Origin of the sequence: Streptomyces sp. NBC_01433, assembly GCF_026340105.1 — a bacterium.
In the GTDB taxonomy this organism is placed as follows: Bacteria; Actinomycetota; Actinomycetes; order Streptomycetales; family Streptomycetaceae; genus Streptomyces.
This window is the reverse complement of sequence record NZ_JAPEPM010000002.1, coordinates 1,264,569-1,290,903: the sequence shown is the minus strand read 5'-3', so window position 1 is coordinate 1,290,903 and position 26,335 is coordinate 1,264,569. Positions and strand designations below refer to the sequence as shown.

The 26,335-nt window shown below is 70.1% G+C and carries 23 protein-coding genes; 19 read left to right on the top strand and 4 right to left on the bottom strand.

The genetic code is table 11. From position 1 onward, the window contains the following. The first annotated feature begins 129 nt into the window (after window positions 1–129). From OG413_RS33255 to OG413_RS33185, 15 genes are all read left to right on the top strand, one after another. Window positions 130–1,584 carry a DUF6801 domain-containing protein gene (locus OG413_RS33255; protein WP_266812057.1) on the top strand — a complete coding sequence of 485 codons (1,455 nt, stop codon included), beginning with the start codon at window positions 130–132 and terminating at the stop codon, window positions 1,582–1,584. A gap of 614 nt (window positions 1,585–2,198) precedes the next feature. Beyond that, the gene (locus tag OG413_RS33250) at window positions 2,199–3,185 is read left to right on the top strand and encodes an ABC transporter ATP-binding protein (protein ID WP_266812055.1); all 987 of its coding nucleotides are present in this window, start codon (window positions 2,199–2,201) and stop codon (window positions 3,183–3,185) included. After that, the gene (locus OG413_RS33245; RefSeq protein WP_266812053.1) at window positions 3,182–4,033 is read left to right on the top strand and encodes an ABC transporter permease; all 852 of its coding nucleotides are present in this window, start codon (window positions 3,182–3,184) and stop codon (window positions 4,031–4,033) included. Before OG413_RS33250 ends, OG413_RS33245 begins: the two co-directional genes overlap by 4 nt. 3 nt (window positions 4,034–4,036) lie before the next feature. Beyond that, window positions 4,037–4,840 (top strand): ABC transporter permease, encoded by an 804-nt coding sequence (locus OG413_RS33240; RefSeq protein ID WP_266812051.1) that lies wholly within the window; start codon window positions 4,037–4,039, stop codon window positions 4,838–4,840. Continuing rightward, window positions 4,840–6,156: an MCE family protein gene (locus tag OG413_RS33235; RefSeq protein WP_266812049.1), complete on the top strand. Its 1,317-nt coding sequence runs from the start codon at window positions 4,840–4,842 to the stop codon at window positions 6,154–6,156. Before OG413_RS33240 ends, OG413_RS33235 begins: the two co-directional genes overlap by 1 nt. Beyond that, window positions 6,153–7,184 (top strand): MCE family protein, encoded by a 1,032-nt coding sequence (locus tag OG413_RS33230; RefSeq protein WP_266812047.1) that lies wholly within the window; start codon window positions 6,153–6,155, stop codon window positions 7,182–7,184. The genes OG413_RS33235 and OG413_RS33230 overlap by 4 nt, the downstream gene beginning before the upstream one ends. Beyond that, the gene (locus tag OG413_RS33225; RefSeq protein WP_266812046.1) at window positions 7,181–8,200 is read left to right on the top strand and encodes an MCE family protein; all 1,020 of its coding nucleotides are present in this window, start codon (window positions 7,181–7,183) and stop codon (window positions 8,198–8,200) included. The genes OG413_RS33230 and OG413_RS33225 overlap by 4 nt, the downstream gene beginning before the upstream one ends. Before the next feature lies 1 nt (window position 8,201). Further along, window positions 8,202–9,335: an MCE family protein gene (locus OG413_RS33220; RefSeq protein WP_266812044.1), complete on the top strand. Its 1,134-nt coding sequence runs from the start codon at window positions 8,202–8,204 to the stop codon at window positions 9,333–9,335. Further along, window positions 9,332–10,498 (top strand): MCE family protein, encoded by a 1,167-nt coding sequence (locus tag OG413_RS33215; protein ID WP_266812042.1) that lies wholly within the window; start codon window positions 9,332–9,334, stop codon window positions 10,496–10,498. Before OG413_RS33220 ends, OG413_RS33215 begins: the two co-directional genes overlap by 4 nt. Next, a complete protein-coding gene (locus tag OG413_RS33210) occupies window positions 10,495–11,751 on the top strand; it encodes an MCE family protein (RefSeq protein WP_266812040.1) in 1,257 nt (418 codons plus the stop codon). Before OG413_RS33215 ends, OG413_RS33210 begins: the two co-directional genes overlap by 4 nt. After that, a complete protein-coding gene (locus OG413_RS33205; RefSeq protein WP_266812038.1) occupies window positions 11,748–12,269 on the top strand; it encodes a hypothetical protein in 522 nt (173 codons plus the stop codon). Before OG413_RS33210 ends, OG413_RS33205 begins: the two co-directional genes overlap by 4 nt. A gap of 23 nt (window positions 12,270–12,292) precedes the next feature. Continuing rightward, window positions 12,293–12,922, top strand: coding sequence for a hypothetical protein (locus OG413_RS33200; protein ID WP_266812036.1), 630 nt, complete (start codon window positions 12,293–12,295; stop codon window positions 12,920–12,922). A gap of 59 nt (window positions 12,923–12,981) precedes the next feature. Beyond that, entirely contained in the window at window positions 12,982–13,512 is a 531-nt protein-coding gene (locus OG413_RS33195; RefSeq protein WP_266812034.1) for a hypothetical protein, read from the top strand. Window positions 13,513–13,552: 40 nt separating this feature from the next. Further along, the gene (locus tag OG413_RS33190; RefSeq protein WP_266812033.1) at window positions 13,553–14,278 is read left to right on the top strand and encodes a hypothetical protein; all 726 of its coding nucleotides are present in this window, start codon (window positions 13,553–13,555) and stop codon (window positions 14,276–14,278) included. 22 nt (window positions 14,279–14,300) lie between these two features. Continuing rightward, complete coding sequence (locus tag OG413_RS33185; RefSeq protein WP_266812031.1) at window positions 14,301–15,512, top strand: lytic transglycosylase domain-containing protein; 1,212 nt, start codon at window positions 14,301–14,303, stop codon at window positions 15,510–15,512. Here OG413_RS33185 and OG413_RS33180 read toward each other — a convergent pair. Next, window positions 15,501–16,562, bottom strand: a complete 1,062-nt coding sequence (locus OG413_RS33180; RefSeq protein WP_266812030.1) for an ATP-dependent DNA ligase — start codon at window positions 16,560–16,562, stop codon at window positions 15,501–15,503. The genes OG413_RS33185 and OG413_RS33180 overlap by 12 nt on opposite strands. Window positions 16,563–16,638: 76 nt before the next feature. Between OG413_RS33180 and ligD the strand changes: the two genes are divergently transcribed. Continuing rightward, entirely contained in the window at window positions 16,639–17,709 is a 1,071-nt protein-coding gene (ligD, locus tag OG413_RS33175) for a non-homologous end-joining DNA ligase (protein ID WP_266812029.1), read from the top strand. Between the two features lie 112 nt (window positions 17,710–17,821). Here the strand turns inward: ligD and OG413_RS33170 are convergent, their stop codons facing one another. Continuing rightward, the gene (locus OG413_RS33170; protein WP_266812028.1) at window positions 17,822–20,056 is read right to left on the bottom strand and encodes a family 16 glycoside hydrolase; all 2,235 of its coding nucleotides are present in this window, start codon (window positions 20,054–20,056) and stop codon (window positions 17,822–17,824) included. Beyond that, window positions 20,053–22,545, bottom strand: a complete 2,493-nt coding sequence (locus OG413_RS33165) for a ThuA domain-containing protein (protein WP_266812027.1) — start codon at window positions 22,543–22,545, stop codon at window positions 20,053–20,055. The genes OG413_RS33170 and OG413_RS33165 overlap by 4 nt, the downstream gene beginning before the upstream one ends. Before the next feature lie 230 nt (window positions 22,546–22,775). On the opposite strand from OG413_RS33165, the gene OG413_RS33160 reads away from it, so the two are divergent. Then, window positions 22,776–23,819 (top strand): multicopper oxidase domain-containing protein, encoded by a 1,044-nt coding sequence (locus tag OG413_RS33160; protein WP_266812025.1) that lies wholly within the window; start codon window positions 22,776–22,778, stop codon window positions 23,817–23,819. A 115-nt stretch (window positions 23,820–23,934) separates the two neighbouring features. On the opposite strand, the gene OG413_RS33155 is transcribed toward OG413_RS33160, so the two are convergent. After that, entirely contained in the window at window positions 23,935–24,717 is a 783-nt protein-coding gene (locus OG413_RS33155) for an IclR family transcriptional regulator (protein WP_266812023.1), read from the bottom strand. Window positions 24,718–24,915: 198 nt separating this feature from the next. Here OG413_RS33155 and OG413_RS46965 point away from each other — a divergent pair, with 198 nt between their 5' ends. Both OG413_RS46965 and OG413_RS33150 read left to right on the top strand, forming a co-directional pair. Continuing rightward, window positions 24,916–25,032 (top strand): putative leader peptide, encoded by a 117-nt coding sequence (locus tag OG413_RS46965; RefSeq protein ID WP_323137955.1) that lies wholly within the window; start codon window positions 24,916–24,918, stop codon window positions 25,030–25,032. Window positions 25,033–25,302: 270 nt separating this feature from the next. Then, on the top strand, window positions 25,303–26,325 hold the full coding sequence (locus tag OG413_RS33150; protein ID WP_266812021.1) for an ABC transporter substrate-binding protein: 1,023 nt from the start codon (window positions 25,303–25,305) through the stop codon (window positions 26,323–26,325). Window positions 26,326–26,335 lie beyond the last annotated feature (10 nt).

Here is a 26,335-nt window from a genome sequence, read left to right as displayed (position 1 = left end):
TTCTCTTGGGACCCACGTCCTTTCGTCATTTCGGACGGCCGCGCGGGCCCAAGGTATTCCCGGTGCAACGCGTAACGGCCGCCCGCCCCTGGGCGATCTCGTACATTCGAGTCCGGAAGGCAGAGAAGCATGGCAGCCACTGCACGTCTGGCCCCACGCCGCGCGGCGCGGATGACCGCGGGCGGCCTCCTGGTCGTCGCCGCCACCTTTCTGCCGGGTGCCCAATCGGCGGCCGACGGACAGCGGTCCGAGGCCACCATCGACTACGACTGCCAGTTCCCCTCCGGCAGCCGCGCGGTGACCGCCGTCGTGGCCGCCGGTTATCCGGCCGGCGGCACGGTGGGCGCCCCCGTCGCCGCCCGTGATGTGACGATCGGCCTCGACCTGCCGCGCGGAGTGCTGGGCGAACTGGAACAGCTCGATGCCACCGCGGTCTCCGCCCTCGCCCAACTCGCGGTCCTGTACACCGACGCGACGGACTCGGCCAAGGCCGACTGGTCCGGTCTGGCGGCCCCCGCACAGGACATCACGGGCCGGGAGAGCGTCACGCTGGAGGCGGCCGGGCCGGTCCCGACAGCCACCTTCGGCTCGCCGGGCAAGGCCACCCTGTCGGCCTCCGACCTGACCCTCACGCTGAGCCCGCTGAAGGCCGACGGCTCACCCGCCGAGCCGGCCGGGATCGACGTGACCTGCCGTCCCATGCCGGGAGCGGACACCGTCCTGGCCTCGCTGCCCATCAGCGGCACACCGACGGAGGAACCCGTCGAGCGGCCTCCGGCCGACCCCGACCGCGACGACACGCTCCCGCCCGACAAGCGCGAAAAGCTGGACGACGCGCGCAGGGAAGCCGGCCGGACGCAGGAGAGCGAGGGCGACGTCGAACCGTGTCCCTTCTCGATGTCGCTCCCCACCCCCTCCGAGGCGTACGTGGCAGGGTTCACCAACGTCAAGAAGCTGAACGGTGCGGCGCTCCTGGGGCCCGCCCGCACGAACGTGACCATGATGATGAACTACACCAACGACCCGTGCCTCAAGACCGTGCGGGTGCTGAGCGGTGCGGAGTTCGAGTACGAGGGGAAGCGGCAGCTCCCGCCGGCCCGGGGCACGTTCCTCTCCTTCGGATTCATGCCGACCACGGCGACGATGATCCTGAGCCAGGTCGGCCCGACGGCCAGCATCGACTCCCTCACCATCAACGACCTCATCGTCGACCCGAGGTACCCCGAATACACCACCATCACGGCCAAGTTCGAACTGCGGGTCAAGGACGTCAAGGTCAACGGCGTGGCCCTCGACGTCGGGCCGAACTGCCGGACGTCCAAGCCGATCGACCAGACCCTGAAGGCGTTCGGGACGACCTATCCGCGCGCCGGATACACCGTCCAGTACGGCGGAACCATGGACGGAAACACCTATATCCCGGCCTTTGAGGGATGCGGTGTCGGGGAGGACCTGGATCCGCTGCTCACCGCGTCCATCTCGGGGGGCGGAAACTACATCAAGATGACCCAGGCACCCCTGTGCGTGTCCACGAACCCGGACGGCCCCGACTGCCCGCCGAAGGTGCCGAAGCCGGAGCGGTGACCTCCGGCGCGACCTCTGTACGAACCGTCCCCCGAGCCCTTCCGGCGGCACCTCGCCGGAAGGGCTCTTCGGTGTGGAATCGGCGCGGAAGAGCCACCTGGCAGGCGGAGCACCGGCGGACGTCTCCCGCGCCATTCACGGATGGGTCCTCACTTTTTCACAGGTTTCGCGCGCCGATTACTCACCTCCGGACAAGTAATCGCGGCCCCGCAATCACCGCGCAGAAAGTTCCGTATCCGGTATTGCGCAGTCAGGTTACCCAGCCGTAGCGTCCCGGATGAGCGACTCGGAACCCCTCGGCACCTGCTCGTTCGGCGTTCGTGGATTCCCGTTCGAATGCGCGGCGCGGCGACTTGGCAGGTCAGGGCCCCGGCTCGGGCACCGAAGCGCTTGCGCACTGTGCGACAAAAGCGGGGGGCGGATTTGTCATCGAGTGACAAGTGATCCACTTCCAGCGCCTCGTTCGTCGAATTCCGCTGTTCAAGCCTTGTCCTGGCGGTTTCGACGGACATAACGTGCGCCTCCTGGTGCATGTGTGATGAGCCGCCATTGGATTTCTCAGAGCCGGAGCGCAGACAGATGACGACGTCCACGACCACTTCGAAGGAGGGCCGATGGGAATCGAAGTAGTCGTCGAGGGCCTCACGAAGTCCTTCGGCAAACAGAACATCTGGCAGGACGTCAGCCTCACCCTGCCCGCCGGCGAGGTGAGTGTGATGCTCGGTCCCTCCGGCACCGGAAAGACCGTCTTCCTGAAATCCATCATCGGACTGCTCAAGCCCGAGCAGGGGCGCGTCCTCATCAACGGCGTCGACATGGTGAACAGCCCCGAGCGCGAAATCATGGAGACCCGGAAGCTGTTCGGGCTCATGTTCCAGGACGGCGCGCTCTTCGGCTCGATGTCGCTCTTCGACAACATCGCCTTCCCGCTGCGTGAACACACCCGCAAGAAGGAATCCGAGATCCGCCGCATCGTCATGGAGCGGATCGATGTCGTCGGACTTCTCGGTGCCGAGGGAAAGCTCCCGGGCGAGATATCCGGCGGTATGCGCAAGCGGGCCGGTCTCGCCCGCGCCCTCGTCCTGGACCCGCAGATCATCCTCTGCGACGAGCCCGACTCCGGACTCGACCCGGTCCGCACCGCCTTCCTCTCCCAGCTCCTCATCGATCTCAACGCGCAGATCGACGCGACGATGCTCATCGTCACCCACAACCTCGACATCGCGGCGACCGTCCCCGACAACATGGGCATGCTGTTCTGCCGCAATCTCGTCACCTTCGGCCCGCGCGAGGTGCTGCTCACCAGCGACACCCCGGTCGTCTCCCAGTTCCTCGCCGGACGCCGGGAAGGCCCCATCGGGATGTCCGAGGAGAAGGACGCCGCCACCCTCGCCGCCGAGCAGCGGGACAGCATCGCCGCGCCCGCGACCGGGCCGCGCACCGTCGTACCGCAGCTGGAACCCTCACCCGGCATGCCCGTACGCCAGGGGGCGCTGCGCCGCCGGGAGCGGGTCATGTCGATGATGGGCCAGCTGCCGGAGGCCGCCCGTACGGCCATCATGAACAGCTACGCGCCGCCCGCGGGCGGTGTGCGCCCGTGACGGCCCCCATGCCGGTACGGCCCCCGGAGCCGCCCACGACCGGGCATTCCGCGCCCGAGGTGCCCGGCAACAAGCCCCCGACACGGCTGCTCGCCCCGCTGCGGGAGACCGGGAAGCTGTTCGCGCTCGGCCTCGCGGTGAGCCGGGCCATCTTCCGCAGGCCCTTCCAGGTACGCGAGTTCATCGAGCAGTTCTGGTTCGTCGCCAGCGTCACCATCCTGCCCGCCGCCCTCGTCTCCATCCCGTTCGGCGCGGTCATCGCCCTCCAGGTCGGCTCGCTCACCCAGCAGCTCGGCGCACAGTCCTTCACCGGTGGCGCCAGCGTGCTGGCCGTCATCCAGCAGGCCAGCCCGATCATCGTGGCGCTGCTGATCTCCGGAGCGGCCGGATCGGCCATCTGCGCGGACCTGGGCTCACGCAAGATCCGCGAGGAGCTCGACGCGATGGAGGTCATGGGCGTCTCGCCCATCCAGCGCCTCGTCGTCCCGCGCGTCCTGGCGACCATGTTCGTCGCCGTCCTGCTCAACGGGCTGATCTCCGTCGTCGGCACCCTCGGCGGCTACTTCTTCAACGTGATCATGCAGGACGGCACACCGGGCGCCTATCTGGCCAGCTTCTCCGCCCTGGCCCAGCTGCCCGACCTGTACATCAGCGAGTTCAAGGCACTGATCTTCGGCTTCATCGCGGGGATCGTGGCCGCCTACCGGGGCCTGAACCCCAGGGGCGGTCCCAAAGGGGTCGGTGACGCGGTCAACCAGTCCGTCGTCATCACCTTCATGCTCCTGTTCTTCGTGAACATGGTCCTCACGGCGATCTACCTCCAGATCGTCCCCGCGAAGGGGAGCTGACCGATGTCGATGCTCAGCTGGCTCGACAGATCGGGCGACCAGCTCACCTTCTACGTACGGGCACTGGTGTGGATCCCGCGCACCCTGCGCCGCTATCTGAAGGAGGTGCAGCGCCTCCTGGCCGAAGTGGCCTTCGGGAGCGGCGGCCTCGGCGTCATCGGCGGCACCATCGGCGTGATGATCGCGATGACCCTGTTCACCGGCACGGTCGTCGGCCTCCAGGGGTACGCGGCGCTCAACCAGATCGGCACCTCCGCCTTCACCGGCTTCATCTCCGCCTACTTCAACACCCGCGAGATCGCGCCCCTCGTCGCCGGTCTCGCCCTCTCCGCCACCGTCGGCGCGGGCTTCACCGCCCAGCTCGGGGCGATGCGGATCAACGAGGAGGTCGATGCCCTCGAAGCGATGGGCGTGCGGTCGATGCCGTACCTCGTCACGACACGGATCATCGCCGGGGTCGTCGCGATCATCCCGCTGTACGCGATCGGGCTGCTCTCCTCGTACGTCGCCTCCCGCTACATCACGATCTTCTTCAACGGCCAGTCGGCGGGAACGTACGACCACTACTTCGATCTCTTCCTCTCCCCGGACGACGTGATCCTCTCGGTGCTCAAGGTGCTGATCTTCAGCGTGCTGGTGATCCTCGCCCACTGCTACTACGGCTTCCACGCCAGCGGAGGCCCCGCCGGGGTGGGAGTGGCGGTCGGCCGGTCCGTGCGGAACGCGATCGTGCTGATCAGCGTCACCGACTTCTTCCTCTCGCTCGCCATCTGGGGCGCCACGACGACGGTGAAGGTGGCCGGCTGATGACTGCCCGCAACAGCACCCAGACGGTCCGTCGCAGACTCGCCGGAGTCGCCTTCCTGCTGGTGCCCGTCGTCCTGGTGTGGGTGTCGGTCTCGGTGTACGAGAAGGACTTCACCGACAGCGCCACCGTGACCGTACACACCGCGTCCGCCGGGAACGAGATGCACGACAACGCCGATGTGAAGCTGCGCGGAGTCGTCATCGGCCAGGTGCGCCACATCGCCTCCGAGGGCGACGGAGCCCGTCTCACCCTGGACATCGAACCCGGCAAGCTCGGGCAGATCCCCGCCGACGTCACCGCCCAGATGCTGCCCACCACCCTCTTCGGCGAACGGTTCGTGGCCCTCGTGCCCCCGCGCGTCCCCTCCGACCGGACGCTGCGGGCCGGGGCGGTGATCCCGCAGGACCGCTCCAGCAACGCCATCGAGCTGGAACAGGTCCTCGACAACGTGCTGCCGCTGCTGACCGCGGTGAAGCCGGAGAAGCTCTCCGCCACCCTCAACGCCGTCGCCCAGGCGCTTGAGGGCCGAGGCGACAAGCTCGGCGACACGCTGGTCACGCTGGACGCCCACCTGAAGAAGTTCAACCCCCAACTCCCCACGCTCAACGCCGACATCAAGGAACTCGTCAAGGTGAGCAAGGTGTACGGGGACGCCGCGCCCGATGTCCTGGACGCGCTGACCGACTTCACCACCACCAGCGGCACCATCGCCGACCAGCAGGCACAGCTCGCCGGCCTGTACGGGGCCACCACCGCCACCGCGCAGGACATCACCTCCTTCCTCCGGGCGAACAAGGACAACCTCATCAGGCTCTCCGCGTCCGGCAGGCCGACGCTCGAAGTCCTCGCGAAGTACTCGTCCTCCTTCCCCTGCACGCTGCGCACCATGGCCGGATTCGTGCCCGCCATGGACAAGGCCCTGGGCAAGGGAACCGATCAGCCGGGCCTGCACGTGAGCGTCAAGTCCGTCCCGTCCAAGGGGAAGTACGTGGCGGGCAAGGACACCCCGGTCTACGACGCCGACGGCGGCCCGCACTGCTACTCGGTGCCCTACGTAGGCAAGCACGTACCCACCGCCGACGCCCGGAAGGCGCGGGCCGTCACCCCCGACGGTGACCCGCCCGCCGGCCGGGACGCGGCGGCCGGACCCCCGGCCGAGGACACCGCCCTCGGTCTGCCCAACTCGCCGCAGGAGTCCAGGCTCGTGAACGAACTGGTCGCTCCCTCACTGAAAGTCCAGCCGCAGACCCTGCCCGACTGGAGCAGCGTGCTCATCGGTCCGGCCTTCCGCGGTGCGGAGGTGAAGCTCAAGTGAATCGCCGCTCCCTCGCGGGACCGCTCACGAAATCGATCGTCTTCATCCTGGTGACGGTGCTGGCCACCACCGTGCTGGGGCTCTCCATCGCCAATACGGGGGTCGGGGACACCACCACGTACAAGGCGAGGTTCACCGACGCCACCGGGCTGATCGAGGGGGACAGCGTCCGGATCGCCGGGGTCAAGGTCGGCCAGGTCGAGTCCATCGAGGTCGCCGACAGACGGCTCGCCGAGGTCTCCTTCGCCGTGCGCAAGGGCCGCAAGCTGCCCGCCTCGGTGACCGCCTCCATCAAGTACCTCAACATGGTCGGCCAGCGCTACATCGACCTCGACCAGGGCGCGGGCCGGGTCGGGGCGAGCTTCGCCGCCGGAGACACCATCCCGCTCGCCCGCACCACCCCGGCCCTCGACCTCACCCAGCTGTTCAACGGCTTCCAGCCGCTCTTCGAGGGGCTGTCCCCGCCGGACGTCAACCAGCTCGCCGGGTCGATCGTCCAGGTGCTCCAGGGCGAGGGCGGAACCGTCGACAGCATCCTCCAGCACGTCGGTTCGCTGACGAGCACCGTCGCCGCGAAGGACAAGGTGATCGGCGAGGTGATCAAGAACCTCAATACGGTCCTGAAGACGGTCAACGACCGGGAGGCGGGCTTCAACGACCTCGTCGTCACCCTCCAGAAGCTCGTCACCGGCTTCTCCGGTGACCGCAAGCCGCTCGGCGAGGCGGTGACGGCGATGGGCGCCCTCACCACGGTCACCGCCGGTCTCTTCGAGGACGGCCGCAAGCCGCTCAAGGACGACATCAAGCAACTGGGCCGCCTCACGGACCGGTTGGGCGACAACACGCCGAAGATCGAGAACTTCCTGCAGAAGACACCGGCCAAGATGGAGGCGATCAGCCGGCTCACGTCCTACGGATCCTGGCTCAACCTCTACCTCTGCGAAGCCAAGGTCAGCGGGGTCACGACCGACGACGGCAGCGCGCCGCCCACCGGCATCGCGATCACCCAACCGAGGTGCCTGGCATGAGAATCACCCCCATCCGGGAACGCAACCCGGTCGCCGTCAGCATCGTCGGGCTCCTCGTCCTGACCCTCATCGGTCTCGCCGCCTACCGCGCGGACTCGCTGCCCTTCATCGGCGGCGGCACCACCTACAGCGCCGACTTCACCGAGTCGGCCGGGCTCACCGACGGCGACGAGGTACGGATCGCCGGAGTGAAGGTCGGCGAGGTCACCGCGGTCTCGCTCGACGGCCCCAAGGTGAAGGTCGAATTCCGGGTGAAGGACGCCTGGATCGGCGACTCCTCCACCGTCGGCATCGCCGTCAAGACGCTCCTGGGCGAGAAGTACCTCGCCGTCGACCCGCTGGGCAACGCCCCGCAGGACCCGCACGCGCGCATCACCGCGAGCCGCACCACCTCTCCGTACGACGTCACCCAGGCGTTCAACGGACTGGGCGAGACCATCGGGGAGATCGACACCGTCCAGCTCGCCAAGAGCTTCGAGACGATCTCCGCCACCTTCAAGGACTCACCCCCCGACGTACGCAGCGCCGCGGACGGCCTCTCCGCGCTGTCGAAGACGGTCTCCGAGCGCGACGCCCAGCTCGCCACCCTCCTCCAGGGCAGCAAGCAGCTCACCAAGACCCTCGCCAACAAGAAGAGCAGCTTCGAAACCCTCCTGGAGGACGGCAATCTGCTCCTCGGCGAGCTCCAGGCGCGCCGCGACTCCATCCATCTGCTGCTCACCGGCACCAAGAACCTCGGCACCCAGCTCACCGGGCTCGTCGCGGACAACGAGAAGCAGCTGAAGCCGACCCTGGACTCGCTCGGCCGGGTCACCGCCGTGCTGATCAAGAACCGCAAGAGCCTCGACAAGGTGCTGGCCATGACCGGTTCGTACAGCCGCCTCATCGGCAACACCCTGGGCAGCGGGCGCTGGTTCGACAACTACGTCTGCGGGGTCGTCCCGAAGAACTACCTGCCCGCCGGCACACCCCCGGCGACCGGATGCATGCCACCCAAGCAGCAAGGCGGCCGCTGACATGAGACTCACGCGCATCGTCGGCATCGGCGCCGGACTCGCGGTCGTCGCCGTCGCGGCCACCAGCGGGGTGATGGCGCTGGACGAGGAGGGGACGACCACCGTCACCGCCTACTTCGACCAGGCCACCGGCGTCTACGCCGGATCGGACCTGCGGATCCTCGGCGTACGGGTCGGCACGGTCGAATCCGTGAAGCCGCGGGGCAAGGAGGTCAAGGTCGTCCTCCGGCTCGACCGGGGCATCACGGTCCCGAAGGACGCCCACGCGGTCGTCGTCGCACCCAGCCTCGTCGCCGACCGGTACATCCAGCTCGCGCCCGCCTACGACGGCGGGCCCCGGCTCGCCGACAACGCCGTGCTGCCCGCCGCACGCAACGCCACGCCCGTCGAGGTCGACCAGCTGTACGAGTCGATCACCGAGCTGTCCACCGCGCTCGGCCCCGACGGGGCCAACGCCGACGGAGCGCTGGCCGCACTCCTGGACACCGGAGCCAAGAACCTCGACGGCAACGGCAAGGCCATCGGGGACTCCATCGAGCAGTTCGGCAAGGCCACCAAGACCCTGGACAAAAGCAGCGGCGACCTCTTCGACACGCTGTCCTACCTCCAGTCCTTCACCACCATGCTGAAGGACAACGACAGCGACGTCCGCACCGCCGAGCAGCAGCTCAACTCGGTCACCGGCTTCCTCGCCGAGGACAAGGAGAACCTCAGCGCCGCACTGCGGGAACTCGGCACCGCTCTCGGCCAGGTCAAGACCTTCATCGAGGACAACCGCGGTGCACTGAAGGAGAACGTGGACGCACTGGTGCCGCTCACCCAGACCCTGGTCGACCAACGGGCCTCGCTCGCCGAGGCCATGGACACCCTGCCGCTCGCCGCGGGGAACGTCCTCAACGCCTACGACCCGGTGAACCGGACGCTCAACGGACGTACGAACCTCAACGAGCTGTCCATGGGCGGCCCGCTCGTCGAACCGGAGACCGACGCGCGCAACCCCACCCTCACCGGACTCGCCCCGGTCGACGCCACCCGCAGAAAGGCCCTGCCGGTACTGCCGCTGCCGGAGGTCGGCACCGTCTACGGCACCCCGGAGAAGGACCCGACACCGGACAGGAAGGGAGCGAAGCGATGAGCCGTGCCCTGCGCAGACCCGGGCCCCGGGTGCTCACCGGCGCCGCCGCGCTGCTCGCCGCCGGAGTCGGCATCGCCCTCGTGGTGACGAGCGTCGACGCGCCGGCCTTCACCGGCATCGAACAGGTGCCGCTGCCCGGCGGCGCCGACCTCGGGAACCACCCCTACGAGATCACCGCCGAATTCGGGGACGTGCTGAGCCTGGCCCCGCAGTCCTCGGTGAAGGTCAACGACGTTTCCGTCGGACGCGTCACCAAGATCTCCCTCGCCCCCGGCGGCTGGACCGCGAAGGTCACCATGCGCGTCAACGGGAAGGTCGAACTTCCCCGGAACTCCTACGCCCACCTGGAACAGTCCAGCCTCCTCGGCGAGAAGTTCATCCAGCTCTCACCCCCCGCGGGCGGCAGCGCCCGGGGCTCCCTCGCGGACGGCGACCGCATCCCGCTGGCCCGCACCAACCGGAACCCGGAGGTCGAGGAGGTGTTCGGCGCGCTGTCCCTGCTTCTCAACGGCGGCGGGGTCAACCAGCTGAAGACCATCACGACCGAGCTGAACAAGGCGCTCGCCGGACAGGAACCCCAGGTCCGCTCGATGCTGAACCGGGTCGACACCCTCGTCACCAACCTCGACGGCCACAAGGAGGACATCACCCAGGCCCTCGACGGCGTCAACCGGCTCGCCGCCACGCTGGCCACCCGTAAACAAGACGTCGGCACGGTCCTCACCGGGCTCAGCCCCGGCATGAAGGTCCTGGAGAAGCAGCGCGGCTCGCTCCTGACGATGCTGCGCTCGCTCGACACGCTCTCCACCGTGGCCGTCGACACGATCAACAAGAGCAAGGCCGACATGATCGCCGACCTCAAGGCCCTCGCCCCGACCCTGAAGGCCCTCGCCGACTCCGGCAACGATCTGCCGGACTCCCTCCAGGTGCTGCTCACCTACCCGTTCACCGACGAGGTGCTGCGCGGAGTGAAGGGCGACTACCTCAACGTCTACCTCGATGTGACGGCCCTGCCCGGCACCCAGGTCATCCCGGCACTGATCCCCGGCGACCCCGTACCCCCGCAGCCCACGGGCGGTACGGGCGGCGGAGCGCCCCTGAAGGACACGCTCCCGCTACCGCTGCCCTCAGTCCCCGAGACCTCGCAGGGGAGCAACCGATGATCACCCTCGCCATCCGGCTCAAGAACATCGCCTTCCTCGTCATCGCGGTCCTCGTGCTCGGCTACCTCGGCGTGCGCTACGCCGACCTCGGCCACTACGTCGGACTGCGCAGCTACTACACCGTCACGGTGCGACTCCCGCAGACGGGCGGCCTGTACACCCACTCCAACGTGACCTACCGAGGCGTCTCCGTCGGCCGCGTCGGACCCATCGAGCTGACCGACGAAGGGGTCGAGGCCGAGCTGCGCATCGAGAAGGACTCACCTCCCATCCCGGACAGCCTCCAGGCCGTCGTCGCCAACCTCTCGGCGGTCGGCGAGCAGTACGTCGACCTGCGCCCCACCCGCGGGGACGGCCCCTTCCTCGGCAACGGTTCGGTGATCGACCAGGCCGACACCACCATCCCGGCGCCGCCCACCGACGTCCTCACCAGCGTCAACGACCTGGCGAGCTCGGTCGACCTGGAGAACCTGCGCACGGTCGTCGACGAGTTCGGCACCGCGTTCAACGGACGCGGCGACGACCTCCAGGTGCTCCTGGACACCAGCAGCGAGTTCATCCACGCGGCCGACAGATCCCTGCCCGTCACCACCAGGCTGATGGCCGACGGCGAGACCGTGCTGCGGACGCAGGCCGAACAGGGCGAGGCACTGAAGGGCTTCGCCTCCGGGGCCAAGGAGCTGGCAGCCGAACTCAAGGGCTCCGACACCGACCTGCGCGAACTCATCGCGGCGGCCCCGGACGCGGCCGGGCAGATCAGCGGGCTGCTGCGCGACCTCGACCCCAGCTTCGGGGTCGTCGTCGCCAACCTCCTCACCACGTCCGAGGTCGCCGTCACGCGCCAGCGCGGCCTGGAGGAACTGCTCGTGAAGCTGCCCGCCGTGGCGGCGGCGGGCGCGACCGCGGTGGACGAGGGCGGCGCCCGCTTCGGGATGTCGGTCACCTTCTTCGAACCGCTGCCCTGCACCGCCGGATACGGCGCGACGACCTACCGCAACGGCCTCGACACCTCGGCCGCGCCCCCGGTCAACACCAAGGCCCGCTGCACCTCGTCGCCCGGCACCGGCGTCAACGTACGGGGCAGCGCGAACGCCCCGAAGGGCGGACCCGTACCCGAGCCCGCCACCGCGGGACCCGTGTTCCGGGGCACCGACGCGGCAAACCGGCTGCCCGGAGCGCTGGGCCTCGACGCCCGGACCGCGCCCCCGGCCGACGGCATGTCCGGTCTGCTCGGCCTGGGAGGACACGAATGACGCGCCGCGCCAGAACCCTGAGCGGCTGGGGAGCGCTGCTCGCCGCCGTGCTGGTCTGCGCCCTCGGCGGCTGGTCGTACGCCGGTGCGCGCGGCGACGACACGCTCTCGTACGCGAAGAGCCGGGACGCCGCACTGTCCGAAGGGCGCCGGCACATCGCCACGCTGAACAGCCTGGACGGCAAGAGCGCCGGGAGCGTGGCCACCGGGCTGCGCGCCTGGCTCGCCTCCTCGACCGGACCGCTGCACGACCAGCTCAAGCGGACCCGGAAGACGGACGCGAGCGAACTGACGGCGTCCGGAGCCACCGCACGCGGCAAGGTCACCGACGCCGCGCTCACCGCGCTCGACGAGCGGACCCGGACGGCGCAGCTGATCGCGACCGTCGACATCGAGGTCACCCCGCGCACCGGGAAGGCCGGTACCCAGCGCAAACGCTTCGAGGCCACCCTCACGAGAACGGCGGACGGCTGGAAGGTCGAGGCGCTCACGGCGCTCGGGGCCGGAGGCGGCGGATGAGGCAGCGGGGAGGAACGGCGACGGTGAACGGCACGCACACGAGCACCGGGGCGGGGCGGACCGAGGACCGCCACGAGGGAGTCGACGCGGAGCGGCCCGAGGACAGGACACGCACGGAGGCCGACGCTCCCGCGCCCGCGACGCCCCGCCGGGACCGCGGCTGGCCCCGGGTCCTCGGCGCGGTCCTCGTGTGCGTACTGCTCGCAGCCGGCGGACTGCTCTTCGCCGAGGGCCGGCAACTGCGGGACACCACCGCCACATCCAACCGCGCGCTGACCGACGCCGAGGCGACCACGCGCGTCGTGGGCGATGTCAGCAACGCGCTCGGCAAGGTGTTCTCGTACAGCCCGCAGGCCACCGCCGTCACCAAGGAGGCGGCGAAGGAGGTCCTGGCGGGGAAGGCGCTCCAGCAGTACGCGGCGCTGTTCGGCCAGGTCGAGAAGCAGTCCGGCGACCAGGAACTGACGCTCACCACCCATGTCGTACGCGCCGGGGTGACCCGGCTGACCGACAGCAGCGCCCACCTCCTCGTCCTTCTCGACCAGGTCTACGAGCGCCGGGGCAAGGCCGCCACGACAGCGGCCGCACAGCTCTCGGTGACCGCCGAACTGCGGGACGGGCACTGGCGCATCGTCGAGATCACTTCCAGGTAGCGCACGCAGGCAACGCACAAGGCCCGGATCGGCTCAGCGGGCAGGGGAGAGGCAAAGCAATGGCACGGGTACGCACGACGAGGAATCCACTGGTGATGGTGGCGATCGCGCTGACGGTCGTGGCGGCCGGTGCGGCGGGCTGGGGCGGCTGGTCCCGGTACGACGCCGCGCACGACGACTCGGCGGCGTACGCGCAGGCCCGCGACGACGCGCTGGCCGCGGGGGAGCAGGCCGTGCAGAACATGAACACCCTCGACCACCAGAAGCTGGAACAGGGGCTGGACAGCTGGGAGAGCTCCACCACCGGCGATCTGCACAAGCAACTCATCGACGGCCGGGACGAGTTCGTGAAGCAGATCCAGTCCGCCAAGACGGTCAGCACCGCGAAGGTCCTCTCCGGCGCGGTCACCGAACTCGACGACCGGGCCGGGCGGGCGGGGGTCATGGTGGCGCTGCGGGTCACCGTCACCGCACCGAAGGGCGAACCCGCGGTGAAGGAGAGCCGGATGCTCGGGCAGCTCACCCGGACCTCCCAGGGGTGGAAGCTCAGCGCCCTCGGACAGGCGCCCGTCGGCAACACCGCCGGCTGAAGCCCCGCACCCCGCCCCGTCACCGAGAGGACCACCGGACATGTCGACGACCCGTCACCTCGTCAACCGCCAGCGCCGCCTGGCCACCGCCGCGGCGGACCGCACGGCCGCGCCCGCACCACCCAAGGAGTCCGGGGAGATCAACACCCCTGATCCCGAAGCGGACGCGAACGACAAGAAGCCGGCCCGGCACGAGGCCGAGGGGAGGGCCGAAGCCGAGCCGGAACCCCGGCCGGGGCGGCGCCCGCCCCGCCTCCGGACCGTTCTGCCCGCCCTCCTGTGCGCCCTCACCGTGCTCCTCGGCGCCTTCGCGGCCTGGGCGTTCACCTCCGCCGGAAGCCTGCGCGACGACCCGTCCCGGCAGAACACCGCCCTCACCGACATCGGCCGCACCAGTGAGGTGAAGGGCCAGATCACCGAGGCCGTCGGTGCCGTCTTCTCGTACGACTATGCCTCGCCCGCCAAGTCCGACCGGGCCGCGAGCACGTATCTCGTCGGCAAGGCGGTGGGGCAGCACAAGGACATGCTCGCCGAGGTACGGGCCCAGGCACCGAAGCAGAAGCTCGTCCTCACCACGACCGTCACCGAGAGCGGCGTCGAGCTGCTCGACGGCGACCGGGCCCGGCTGCTGATCTTCGCCGACCAGAGCAACACCCGTACCGGCAAGGCCGAGGAGACCACCTACGCGGCGGCCATGTTCGCCGTGGACGCCGTTCGCCGCGGCGACACCTGGCGGATCGCCGCCATCGATACGTTCACCCGGTGACCCGGAGGAGAAGGGAGCACGCATGAGGTTCAACGGCACGATGCGCCGCGGACTCACCGGCACGGCCACGGCCTTCGCCGCGATGGCCGCGCTCACCGCGTCCCAGGCGCCGGGATTCGCCGGCCCCGCGCAGCACCCGAAGAAGGCCGCGGCGGCGGACGACGTGGTGTGGACCCAGGTGCCCAACGACGACTCGTACCACACCGAGCTGCCGCCGCTGAGGTCGCCCGAGCCGCCGAAGCCCGGGACACGGCCGAACCCGGCCGTCGCCAAGTCCTGGGCGCAGTCCGGGATTCCGGCCACCGTGCTGGCCGCGTACCGCGCGTCCGAGAGCGCCCTGGGACGGAGCGACCCGGGCTGCGGCCTTCCGTGGCAGCTGCTCGCGGCGATCGGCAAGGTCGAGTCGGGCCAGGCCCGCGGCGGCCGCGTCGACGCCCGCGGCACCACGCTCACCCCGATCCTGGGACCCGTGCTCAATGGGGCGGGCTTCGCCACGATCCGGGACACCGACAACGGCGCGTACGACGGCGACAGCGCGTACGACCGGGCGGTCGGCCCGATGCAGTTCATCCCCTCCACCTGGGCGCACTGGGGGAAGGACGGCAACGCCGACGGCCGCAAGGACCCCAACAACATCTACGACGCCGCCCTCGCCGCCGGGCACTACCTCTGCGCCGGGCCCCGCGACCTGGCCGTGCGGGGAGACCTGGACCGGGCGATCCTCAGCTACAACCACTCGGACACCTACCTGCGCACCGTGCTGTCCTGGCTGGCGTTCTACCGCGAGGGCACCCACCCGGTGGCCGACGGCAAGGGTGTGATCCCCACGAGCCCCGGCGCGGGCGGCCCGGCCGAACCCAAGGCCCCGGTCGGCGGCCCCGGTACCCCGGGCAAGGGCGGCGGCATCGTCATCGGACCGCAGCCCACCCGCACACCGGGCCCGTCCCCCTCGCCCCGCCCCACGGACTCCGCCTCACCCGGCCCGAGCCCCGACCCCACGGACACCGGCCCCACGGACCCCGGTCCGAGCCCCGATCCCACGGACACCGGCCCCACGGACCCCGGTCCGAGCCCCGACCCGACGGACACCGGTCCCACCGACCCGGGCTGCCCCACCGGCTCCCCGAGCCCCGACCCGTCCGACACCACACCCACACCCACACCCACGCCGGACCCCGGCGAGAGCGAGGACCCCTGCGCCACCCCGTCGGGCGCGCCGGGATCAGCCGCCTGACAGCACCTCGGCCAGGTCGTACCGCACCACTTCCTCCAGCTGCCCGTAGGTGCAGCCGGAGGGGGCGCGGTCCGGCCGCCACCGCCGGAACTGCGTGGTGTGCCGGAACCTGTCGCCCTCCATGTGGTCGTAGGCGACCTCGCAGACCCGCTCCGGGCGCAGCGGCACCCAGGACTGGTCCTTCTTGCCCGACCAGCGGTTCTGCGTCCCGGGCAGCCGGGCGCCCTCGTGCGCCGCGGCTTCCGCCCAGGCCGCCCACGGGTGCTCGGCGAACCCGGTGCGCAGCGGCTCCAGTTCCTCGGCCAGCTCCGCGCGCCGCTTCATCGGGAAGGCCGCGCACACCCCGACGTGCTGGAGGACTCCCTCGGTGTCGTACAGGCCCAGCAGCAGTGAGCCGACGACCGGGCCGCTCTTGTGCACCCGGTACCCGGCGACCACGCAGTCGGCGGTCCGCTCGTGCTTGATCTTGTACATCACCCGGGTGTCGGGCCGGTAGGGAAGACCGAGAGGCTTGGCCACGACACCGTCGAGCCCCGCGCCCTCGTACCGTTCGAACCACTGCTGGGCGACCGCCTGATCCGTGGTCGCCGGGGCGAGATGGACCGGCGCCGAGGCGTCGGCGAGCGCCGCCTCCAGCACGGCCCGCCGGTCCGACTGGGGGGTGGCGAGCAGCGAATCGTCGTTCACCGCGAGGATGTCGAAGGCGATCAGACTGGCCGGGGTCTGCTCGGCCAGCAGCCGCACCCGTGAGTCCGCCGGGTGGATCCGCTCGCCGAGCCGGTCGAAGTCCAGGCGCCCCTCGTACGCGACGACGATCTCCCCGTCGATGACGCAGCGCGGCGGGAGATTGTCCCGTACCGCCGTGACCAGCTCCGGGAAGTAGCGGGTCAGGGGTTTGCCGGTGCGGCTGCCGATCACCACCTCGTCGCCGTCCCGGTGCACGATCGCCCGGAAGCCGTCCCACTTCGCCTCGTACTGCATGCCCGGCGGGATCGTGGACACGGACTTGGCGAGCATCGGCTTCACGGGCGGCATCACCGGCAGATCCATGGCCCGATTCTCACCCACCCGCCGCCGCACGTCTCCCGATATGCGGCATATGTGCGACCGGCCTACGGTGGCCGTCATGGGAGCAGCGGTGGAGCTGGACGCGGGCGGACGAGCCGTACGGCTGTCCAGCCCGGACAAGGTGTACTTCCCGGAGAAGGGCTACACGAAGAGGGACGTGGCCGAGTACTTCCTGGCCGTGGGGCCCGGAATCACACGCGCCCTGCGTAACCGGCCGACCACCCTCCAGCGCTTCGTGGACGGCGTCGAGGGGGACTTCTTCTACCAGAAGCGGGCGCCGAAGAACCTCCCCGACTGGATCCCGACCGCCAGGATCGCCTTTCCCAGCGGCCGTCCCGCCGACGAGATCAGCCCCACCGAACTCGCCGCCGTGATCTGGGCGGCCAACCTCGGCACCCTCACCTTCCACCCCTGGCCGGTACGCGGCGCCGACACCGACCACCCCGACGAGCTGCGCATCGACCTCGATCCGCAGCCCGGTACGGACTACGCGGACGCCGTCGCCGCCGCCCACGAACTGCGCTCCGTCCTTGAGGACCACGGGCTGCGCGGCTGGCCCAAGACCTCCGGCGGCCGCGGCATCCATGTCTTCGTGCCCATCGCACCGCGGTGGACCTTCACCGAGGTACGACGGGCGGCCATCGCCGCCGGACGCGAACTGGAACGGCGCATGCCGAAGCGCGTGACGACCGCCTGGTGGAAGGAGGAGCGCGGCGAGCGGATCTTCGTCGACTTCAACCAGACCGCCCGCGACCGCACGATCGCCTCCGCCTACTCCGTACGGCCCTTCCCGCACGCCCCGGTCTCCGCACCCCTGCGCTGGGAGGAGGTCGACGACGCCGAGCCCCGCGACTTCGACATCAGGACCCTGCCCGCGCGCTACGCCGAACTCGGCGACGTCCACGCCGACATGGACGAGCACGCGTTCCCGCTCGACGCGCTGCTGGAACTCGCCGACCGGGACGAGAAGGAGCGCGGGCTCGGCGACATGCCCTACCCGCCGGAGTACCCGAAGATGCCCGGCGAACCGAAGCGGGTGCAGCCCAGCCGCGCCCGGCACGACGACGGCGCGGACGGGCTCGGCGGTGACGGCGGTGACGGCGGCGACGGTGACGGCGACGCTGCATGAGTGACGGGGGCGCGGCGCACGGTGTTCCGGGTGTGGCGGCACCGGCACCCGGGAGGCCGCGACCACATGCCGGAGCATGCGGCCGCGGCCTCCTGAGAGGTGCGCGTGCGGGTTACAGCTCCTTGACCCGGATGTCGCGGTACGAGATGACGTCCGAGGTGCTGTGGACCTGGAGCCCGATGTGGCCGGAGGCGAACCGCCGGCCGTCGGTGCCCGGGTCGTCGCCCCGCGGCGGCTCGAAGAGCTGTCCGCCGTTGTTGTCGAACTCGTTCAGCAGGACACCGTTGCGGTAGACCGAGTAGTGCTGGTCGACCACGCGGATCTCGTAGTCGTTCCAGGTGCCCTTGGGCGTGACCCCGGCGCCGCCGAGGCCCACCCGGTCGAAGCCGTAGACCGAGCCGGTCTTGTACATGTCGCCGTCCGGCCGGTCGTTGATCTGGATCTCATGGCCGTACTTGATGGCGACCCACTCCGGGCGGGTCTCCTCCGGGTTGTCGTGGACGTTCGGGAAGCGGACGAACACCCCGCCGTTGGCGTTGCCCGTGCCGGGAGCGTCGTCCCGCCACTGGAGCTTCAGCGAGAAGTCCCCGTAGCTCCGGGACGGGAACCACAGCATGCCCATGCCGTCCACCGTCGTGGAGCTGGTGATCGAGCCTTCCTCCTTGTTGAGGGCGAACTGCCCGCCGCCCACCTGCTGCCACTTGGCCAGCGAAGCGGCCGTGCCGTCGAAGAGCTTGGTGTAGCCCTCGGACTGCCCCGGACTGCCGATCCCGGACTGCTTGGCCGCCTGGTAGATCTTCTTGTGCTCACGGGTGTCGATCACACCGTCGGTCAGCAGCCGGTCGAGGACCTTGTCCACGTGCTTGAGGAACAGCGCGTGCGAGGACCAGTCCTTCTCGTCCTCGATCAGCTCGTTGACCGTGCAGCGGTTGCGGGTGATCCGGTTGGGCACACCGGTGTCGACGGTGCCCACGATGACGGTGAGCCGTTCGTCGAACTCCGCGCAGTTCGGTGCCGGGACTCCGCCGCTCTGCGCGACGGTGAAGGACACCTTCTTCGCCTCGGAGGTGTTGCCCGCCTTGTCCGTGGCCCGGTGGGCGAGCGTGTGGTACCCGACCCGGTCCACGATCACGACAGCGGTGTAGGCGAGATACGGACCGCCGTCGAGGGAGTACTCGACCTTGTCCACCCCGGAGTCGTCGTCGCTAGCCGTGACCGTGGCCTTGGCGCTGGTGATGAAGGCGCCGTCCGAGTTCTTGTCGCCCGCCACCTTCACCGAGGTCTCCGGCGCGGTCGTGTCCTTCGAGGGCGGCTCGACGACGGTGAAGTCGACGGCCTTCTCGCCGGCCACGTTCCCCGACCGGTCGGTGGCCCGGTAGCGGACCTTGTGCGTCCCCACCTCGTGCACCATCACGGGGGCGGTGTACGGCTGCCAGGCGCCGCCCGCCCCGATGGCGTACTCGATGGTGTTGACGCCGGAACCGGTGTCGGACGCCGTCACGGTGACCGTGGCCATGCCCAGGTACGCGCCCTGGCCGTCCTTCTCGCCCGATACGGTCGCCGAGGTCTCCGGCGGCGTCTTGTCGTCGGTCGGCGGGGCGGCCACGGTGAAGTCGACGGCCTTCTCCGCCGCCGTGTTCCCCGCCTTGTCGGTGGCCCGGTAGCGGATCTTGTGCGTGCCGACCTCGTTGACCACGATGGGCGTGGTGTACGGCTGCCAGGTGCCGTCCGCCCCGACCGCGTACTCGACGGTGTCGACGCCCGAGCCCCCGTCGGTCGCTGCCACGGTGACGGTGGCCTGGCCGAGGTACGCGCCGTCGGCGTTCTTGTCGCCGTCGACCTTGGCGGACGTCTCCGGGGCGGTGGTGTCCTCACCGCCACCGCCGTCCGTCACGGTGAGGATGCCCTGCATCGACCCGTGCCCCGGAATGGTGCAGTGGTAGAAGTACCGGCCGGGGGTGAGGGTGACGTCGACGCTGTACTTGCCGCCCGCGCTGTCGCTGGGGTTGGCCAGGATGTTCAGCTGGACATCGTTGTTGAACTCGGGGTCCGACACGCTGAACGTCAGGGTGTGCGGCATCCCGGTCGTGTTGCCGGTCGCCGTGCTGTTCTCGAAGACGATGGTCGCCTTGCCGGCCACCGCCGTCCTGGGCGCCGACAGATAGTGGTCGATGGGGTCGCCCGCGGTCCAGTTGAGGACCTGACCGGCCGCCGCCGCACGGTCGTCCGTGCGGCCGTACGCCGCCGTCGAGGTCAGCCCGAGGACCATCAGGAACGATCCCAGCAGGGCCACCCACAGCCGGGCGGGACGGTATCGCCGTCGTGCGAGGAGCGAGGGGTGTCTCACTGCGCTGCCGCCTTCCTGGCCAGGTCGGCGGCGGCCGGGGTCGGGCCGCCGCCCTTGTACGTCACACGCCACAGCGCGGACTTGGAGTCGGAGGTGAAGAACCCGCGCCCGTAGTCCAGGACATACAGCGAACCGTCCGGGGCGAACTTCCAGTCCATCAGGTTGCGGATGCCGTCGGCCCCGACCGGGATGATCTTCTTCAGGGACTCGGCATGGGTGGGCAGACCGCCCTTGCCGACCGTCTTCGGGTCGGTGAGCACGGCGTGCCGCGGCTGGTCGGCGTCGTAGAAGTCACCGACGAACCACTTGCCGTCCCAGTACGCGGGCCACTTGTCGGCGCTCGTGCTCGCGGCGTCGTACCGGTAGACCGGACCGTTCATCGTGGCCTGTCCGCCGCCCTTGAGCCACGGCAGGAGCAGCTTCTGCTCCTCGATCCTGTAGCTCGGGACGCCGTCGGCGTCGCGCGGGTAGTCCACGCCGCCGCCCTGCGGCGAGTACCAGATGGTGTTGGAGGTGACCGGCGGCAGCTTCACCAGACCGTCGTTGTTCGGCGACTCGTTCTTCGGGGCGTCGCAGTCGTACCAGCCGAGCGGCTTGCTCGGGTCGGGCAGATTGCGGTCCCGGTAGGGCTGCTTGTTGCCCATGCAGTACGGCCAGCCGTGGTTGCCGGGCTTGGTGATCGCGGCGAACGTGTCGTACTTGGCCGGACCCCAGGTGGTGCTCGGTTCCCCGGCGTCCGGGCCGACCCAGCCCGCGTACAGCGTGTCGGTCGACTTGTCGATGGAGATCCTGGCCGGGTTGCGCACCCCCATCACATAGATCTCGCCGCGGGTCTTGCCGCCGCCCTCGTCCGGCTCCTTGCCGGTGAAGAGATTGCCCTCGGGCAGCGTGTACGTGCCGTTGTCCTCGGGGTGGATCCGCAGGATCTTCCCGTTGAGGTTGTTGGTGTTGCCCGCGGTGCGGCGGGCATCGGCGAACGACACGCCCTTGTAGTTCGGCTGGGGGTTGTTGCCGGAGTAACCGTCGCTGAAACCGGAGGAGTTGTTGTCACCGGTCGCGATGTACAGGTTGCCCTTGGAGTCCCAGGCCATTCCGCCGCCCGCGTGGCAGCAGCTGTGGATCTGGACCGGCCAGTTCAGCAGTACCTTCTCGGAGGCGAGGTCCAGTTTGTTGGTGGCCGGGTCGAAGGTGAAGCGGGAGACCTGGCGTACCGCCATCTGCTTGTCGCGGTCGATCTTCGCGTGCGGCGTGTAGTGCAGGTACACCCAGCCGTTGGACGCGAAGTCCGGGTCCAGCTCGATGCCGAGCAGCCCCTCCTCGACCTTGACCAGCTCGTCGCCGCCGCCCTTGTTGCCGAACACGGTCAGCGCACCGGCGAGCGTGACCTTCTTGGTCTTCGGGTCGTAGACGTGGATCTCGCCCAGACCCTTGCCGATGTTCGGGTCCTTCCAGTCCGTGACGACCGGCACGCTGCTGTCGGCGCCGCCGCGGCCGATGTAGAAGACCCGTCCGTCGGCGGCGGTGACCAGGCCGTGCGGCTCGCCGATCTGGTCGTTCTGACCCGGCTGGTTGGGCTGGGTGACGCGCTCGGCCTTGTAGTTGGCGTTGATCGTGGCCGTGCAGTCGGCCTGCGAGAGCCGGGTGGTCCAGGACAGCGCACCGCGCAGATGGTCGCGGAAGTCCGTCTCCGCGAAGCTGTCGACGGTGCCGCCCATGGCCGTGTAGAAGGACCGGCCGCCGTCGTAGTCGCGGCACCAGGAGACCGGGTGGTCCCAGCCGTTGGCGCTCGCGCCGGGCTTGTAGGTGAGCTCGCGGACCCTGGCCACGGTGTGCACATTGCCGGACGGGTTCTTCGTCCAGTTCAGCCACTTGTCGGGCCGCTTCCACTCCAGCGGCAGGTTCTTGGTCGCCGGGTGGCTCCGGTCCCCGATCTCCACCGTCGCGCGCTGCGCGGTGGTGGGGCTGTTGGCGGCCGGACGGGCCCCGACCAGACCGGTGAACCAGTCCGAGTACGGCTCGGTGCGCGCCGCGTCATGGATGCCGAGGAACCCTCCGCCCGCCTCCATGTACGCCTCAAGACCGGCCTCCTGCTCCGGGTCGAGGACATCGCCGCCGCCGGTGAGGAAGACGACGGCGTTGAACGTGCCGAGCCGCTTGGCGTTGGTGAACACCCCGGCGTCGTCCGAGGCGACGGTCTTGAAACGTCCGGCCTCCGGCCCGCTCAGCCCGATCTTCTCGATCGCCGCGATACCGGCGTCCACGGTCGGCGACTCGTCGCCCGCCGAGGCGTGGAAGACCAGCACCTTGACGTTGGCCCCACCGGGCGGCGACGGAAGGGACAACGTTGTCGGAAGCCGGTCTGCCGGTTCCGGATAGGGCCTGGCGCTGGCGGCGTTGCCGCCCAGCAAGGACGCGGTCAGTGCGCCGGTCGCCACGGCCGCCGCGAGACCGCGGCGTGTTCTGGACCGGTGATGCGGTGTGCGCTGCATGTGTCACCCACCCCTCTTGGTCACTGCAACTTTTCGGTCACTGCAACAGCGCATGAAGCTAGACCTCTTTTCGTGGCGCGCCAATAGCTATGGCAGGATCCGCACTAACTTTGTCCTGGGTGTGGATAAACGGGGATCCCCCGGCTACGGTATGGGCCGTCCCGGGGATCTCCTGTGCCCGACTGGGCTCTGAGCCTCAGCAATTTCCTTCACGCATTGGGGAGTTCGGCATGGATCGAAGGACCTTCAGCCGGCGGATGCTGGTGGGTGGCGCGGCGGCGGCGGCGACCGGCGTGACATCGTTGTCCCTCGGCGCGGTCGAGGCCAGTTCGGCCGAGAACCCGCCGCGGACGGCACCGGCGGGAGGTGTGGTGCGCCGGTTGAAGATGTACGCCGAGAAGCTGGCGGACGGCTCCCTCGGCTACGGCTTCGAGAGGGGCAAGGCGTCGATTCCCGGGCCGCTCATCGAGATCAACGAGGGCGACACCCTGCACATCGAGTTCGAGAACACCACGGACGTCGACGCCAGCCTCCATGTCCACGGTGTCGACTACGACATCGCCAGTGACGGCACCCGGATGAACAAGAGCCATGTGGAGCCGGGCGGCACCCGTACCTACACCTGGCGCACCCACGCCCCGGGCCGCCGCAAGGACGGCACCTGGCGGCCGGGCAGCGCGGGCTACTGGCACTACCACGACCATGTCGTCGGCACGGACCACGGCACGGGCGGCATCCGCAAGGGGCTCTACGGGCCCCTGGTCGTGCGGCGCCAGGGCGACATCCTGCCGGACAAGACGATCACGATCGTCTTCAACGACATGACGATCAACAACAAGGCGGGCCACGAGAGTCCGAACTTCGAGGCCACGGTGGGCGACCGGGTCGAGGTCGTGATGATCACGCACGGCGAGTACTACCACACGTTCCACATCCACGGTCATCGCTGGGCGGACAACAGAACCGGGCTGCTCACCGGGCCGGACGACCCCAGCCGGGTGGTGGACACGAAGATCTGCGGCCCCGCCGACTCCTTCGGATTCCAGATCATCGCGGGCGAGAACGTGGGCGCGGGCGCCTGGATGTACCACTGCCATGTCCAGAGCCACTCCGACATGGGCATGGCCGGACTGCTGCTGGTGGCCAAGCCGGACGGCACGGTCCCGGGGTACGAACCGCACCATGTGTCGAGCACGAAGAGCCCCACGGCCAAGGCCGACGAGGCCGACAAGGCGGCGAGCGCGGACGAGGCGGGCGGGCAGCACGAGCACTGAGCGGAACGCGCCGGGGGGCGTTCCCGCACCCCGGCACCCGCACCCCCGGCTCGCGCGGTGTGTCCGCGTCCGTGGCCGCGCCGGAGCACGCGCCCGCGCCCGTGCCCGCGCGCGGCTACCGCGCGGGCGGGCGCCGCTCGGCCGGGGACAGCAGCAGTACCTCCAGCGCCCGCGCGCAGGACCGGGCCTGCGTCAGCAGCCAGTCGGTCCGCTCCGGCGTGATCACGCTCGGGGTGGCCCGTACCGCCAGGGCGAACCGCGCGTGACCCGCGCCGTCCAGCACCGGAACCGCCAACGTCCGCACCCCGTAAGCCGACTCGCCGTCGTTGAGCGCGTACTCATCGGCCCGTACGCGCGCCAATTCGGCCCGCAACGCGGCGGGTTCCACGATCGTGCGATCGGTGAACGCGGGCAGCGGGGGCAGTGAGTCGGGGCCGCCCTCGCCGGGTCGCGCCCAGGCCAGCAGCACCTTGCCCAGTGCCGTGGAGTGCAGCGGTCTGCGCAGCCCCACCTTCGGAGTCACCGAACCGCCCGCCACGATCACCGCGTGCGGGCCGCTGCGCAGCGCCAGGTCGGTGGTCGCGCCGGTGCGCTCGGCGAGGTCGGCCAGCTCGGGGGCGGCCAGATGCAGCCCGCGCTGGTGGTAGGAGAGACGGCCCAGTTCGGTGACGGAGGGGCCGAGCCGGTACCGGGACGTGCGCGGGTCCTGTTCCAGGAAGCCCGCGCCCAGCAGCGTACGGGCCAGCCGGTGGGCCGTGGACACCGACAGCGACAGACGCCGGGCCAGGTCGGAGGCGCTGAGGTCGGCGCCGTTGTCGTGGAAACAGTGCAGGACGTCCAGCGCGCGCCGGACCGCTTGGGCCCCGCCCGGAGCGCGCGCTGTCGCGGCCTCGGTCATGTCGGTCTCACTCTCCGCTCGTGGGGTGGGAGGGGTGCTTTCCATTGCCACATTACGGGAGTTGACCCTTGGCTCAACCGGGTCAGGAAACACTCCGTTCATATGTAATCCCACATCATGGGAAGCGAGTTGTCCGGGCGCTCGCATCCGTGGCAGGCTTCGGCCGTCACCACCGACGAGCACGAAAGGAGCAGTGCCATGGCCGGTCGCCGCATCGCGGACCACTCCCACGCCACCGCCGCTCCGGTGCCGCTCGCTCTCACGCTGCGCCGTCACATCGATCTGGCGCGCGTCTCCAGCGCAGCCTGTCGCTGACCTTCCGCACGTTCCTCGCCTTCCCTCGCCTTCCGCGCTTTCCGGGGCTTCCGGGCTTCCGCATCTTCCGTCGCCCTGTCGCAGTCCTCTTCGCCGGCCCCGCCCCGATCCCTGGGTGATCCGGTAGTCCGGGGTACCGGCACGGTCCCGCGGCCGCATCGCCGCGATCGCTTCCGCCGCCTCACCCTCCCGCGCTCACCGTCCCGCTCCCGAGCGGTCCGGTCCCGCACGCCCGCGCCCACTTCGCCGACCCGACCGGGATGACACCTCATGCCGCATGCCGCCGTCCTGCCCCAGACACTCTGGTTCACCCGCTGTCCCGTACCCACCGCCACCGGCATCGCCGCCGACCGCGGCTGGCTCACCGACGAGTTCGCCCCCGACGGCATCGAGGTGCGCTCCCTCCAGGACGCCGCCCCCGGCGCCGACCGCGCCGCGCACTTCACCCACGCGCTCCCCGGCCTGTTCCGGGAGGGCGGCAACGTGCCCGCCCTGTGGGCGCGTTCGCGGGGCGAGCGGACCCGGCTGATCGGACTCACCTGGATCGAGGAGCGCCAGAGCGTGCTCGTCGCGCCGGGCTCCGGTATCCGGGGCGCCGAGGCCCTGCGCGGACTGCGGCTCGCCGTGCCGAAGCACACCATCGCCATCGACTTCTGGCGGGCCATGGCCCTGCGCGGCTTCGAGGGCGCACTCGCCTCCGCCGGGCTGAGTCAGGAGGACGCCGTGCTCGTCGACGTACCGGCCGACGGCCACGAGGGGCAGTGGGCGGCCGAACTCGCCGCGCTGCGGCGCGGGGACGTCGACGCGGTGTACGTGAAGGGCGCCCTCGCCGTCGAGGCGGCCCGGCGGTCCGGTGCGGAGGTCGCCGTCGAACTCGACGAACTGCCCGACCACCGCTTCCGGATCAACAACGGCACCCCCCGCCCCATCACCGTCCACCAGGACCTCCTGGACGAACACCCGGACCTCGTCGACCGCTTCCTCGCCGTCCTGCTCAGGGCCGCCGACTGGGCCGCCGGCCGGCCCGACGAGGTCGCCCGGATCCTCGGCGCCGAGACCGGCGCCGGAGCCGACGGAGTCGCGGGCGCCTACCGCCCCGGCACCCACCTCACCCTGCACCCCGACCTGACACCGAGGCGCCTCGCCCTGCTCGCCGAGCAGGAGTCCGCGCTGTACGCCCACGGCTTCCTGCCCGAGCGCGTCGACATCACCGCCTGGGCCGATGCCGGGCCGCTCCAGCGCGCTGCCGCCCTGAACGGACCGCACTCCGCCCGACTGCCCGCCGCCCCCTGAGCCTTGAGGA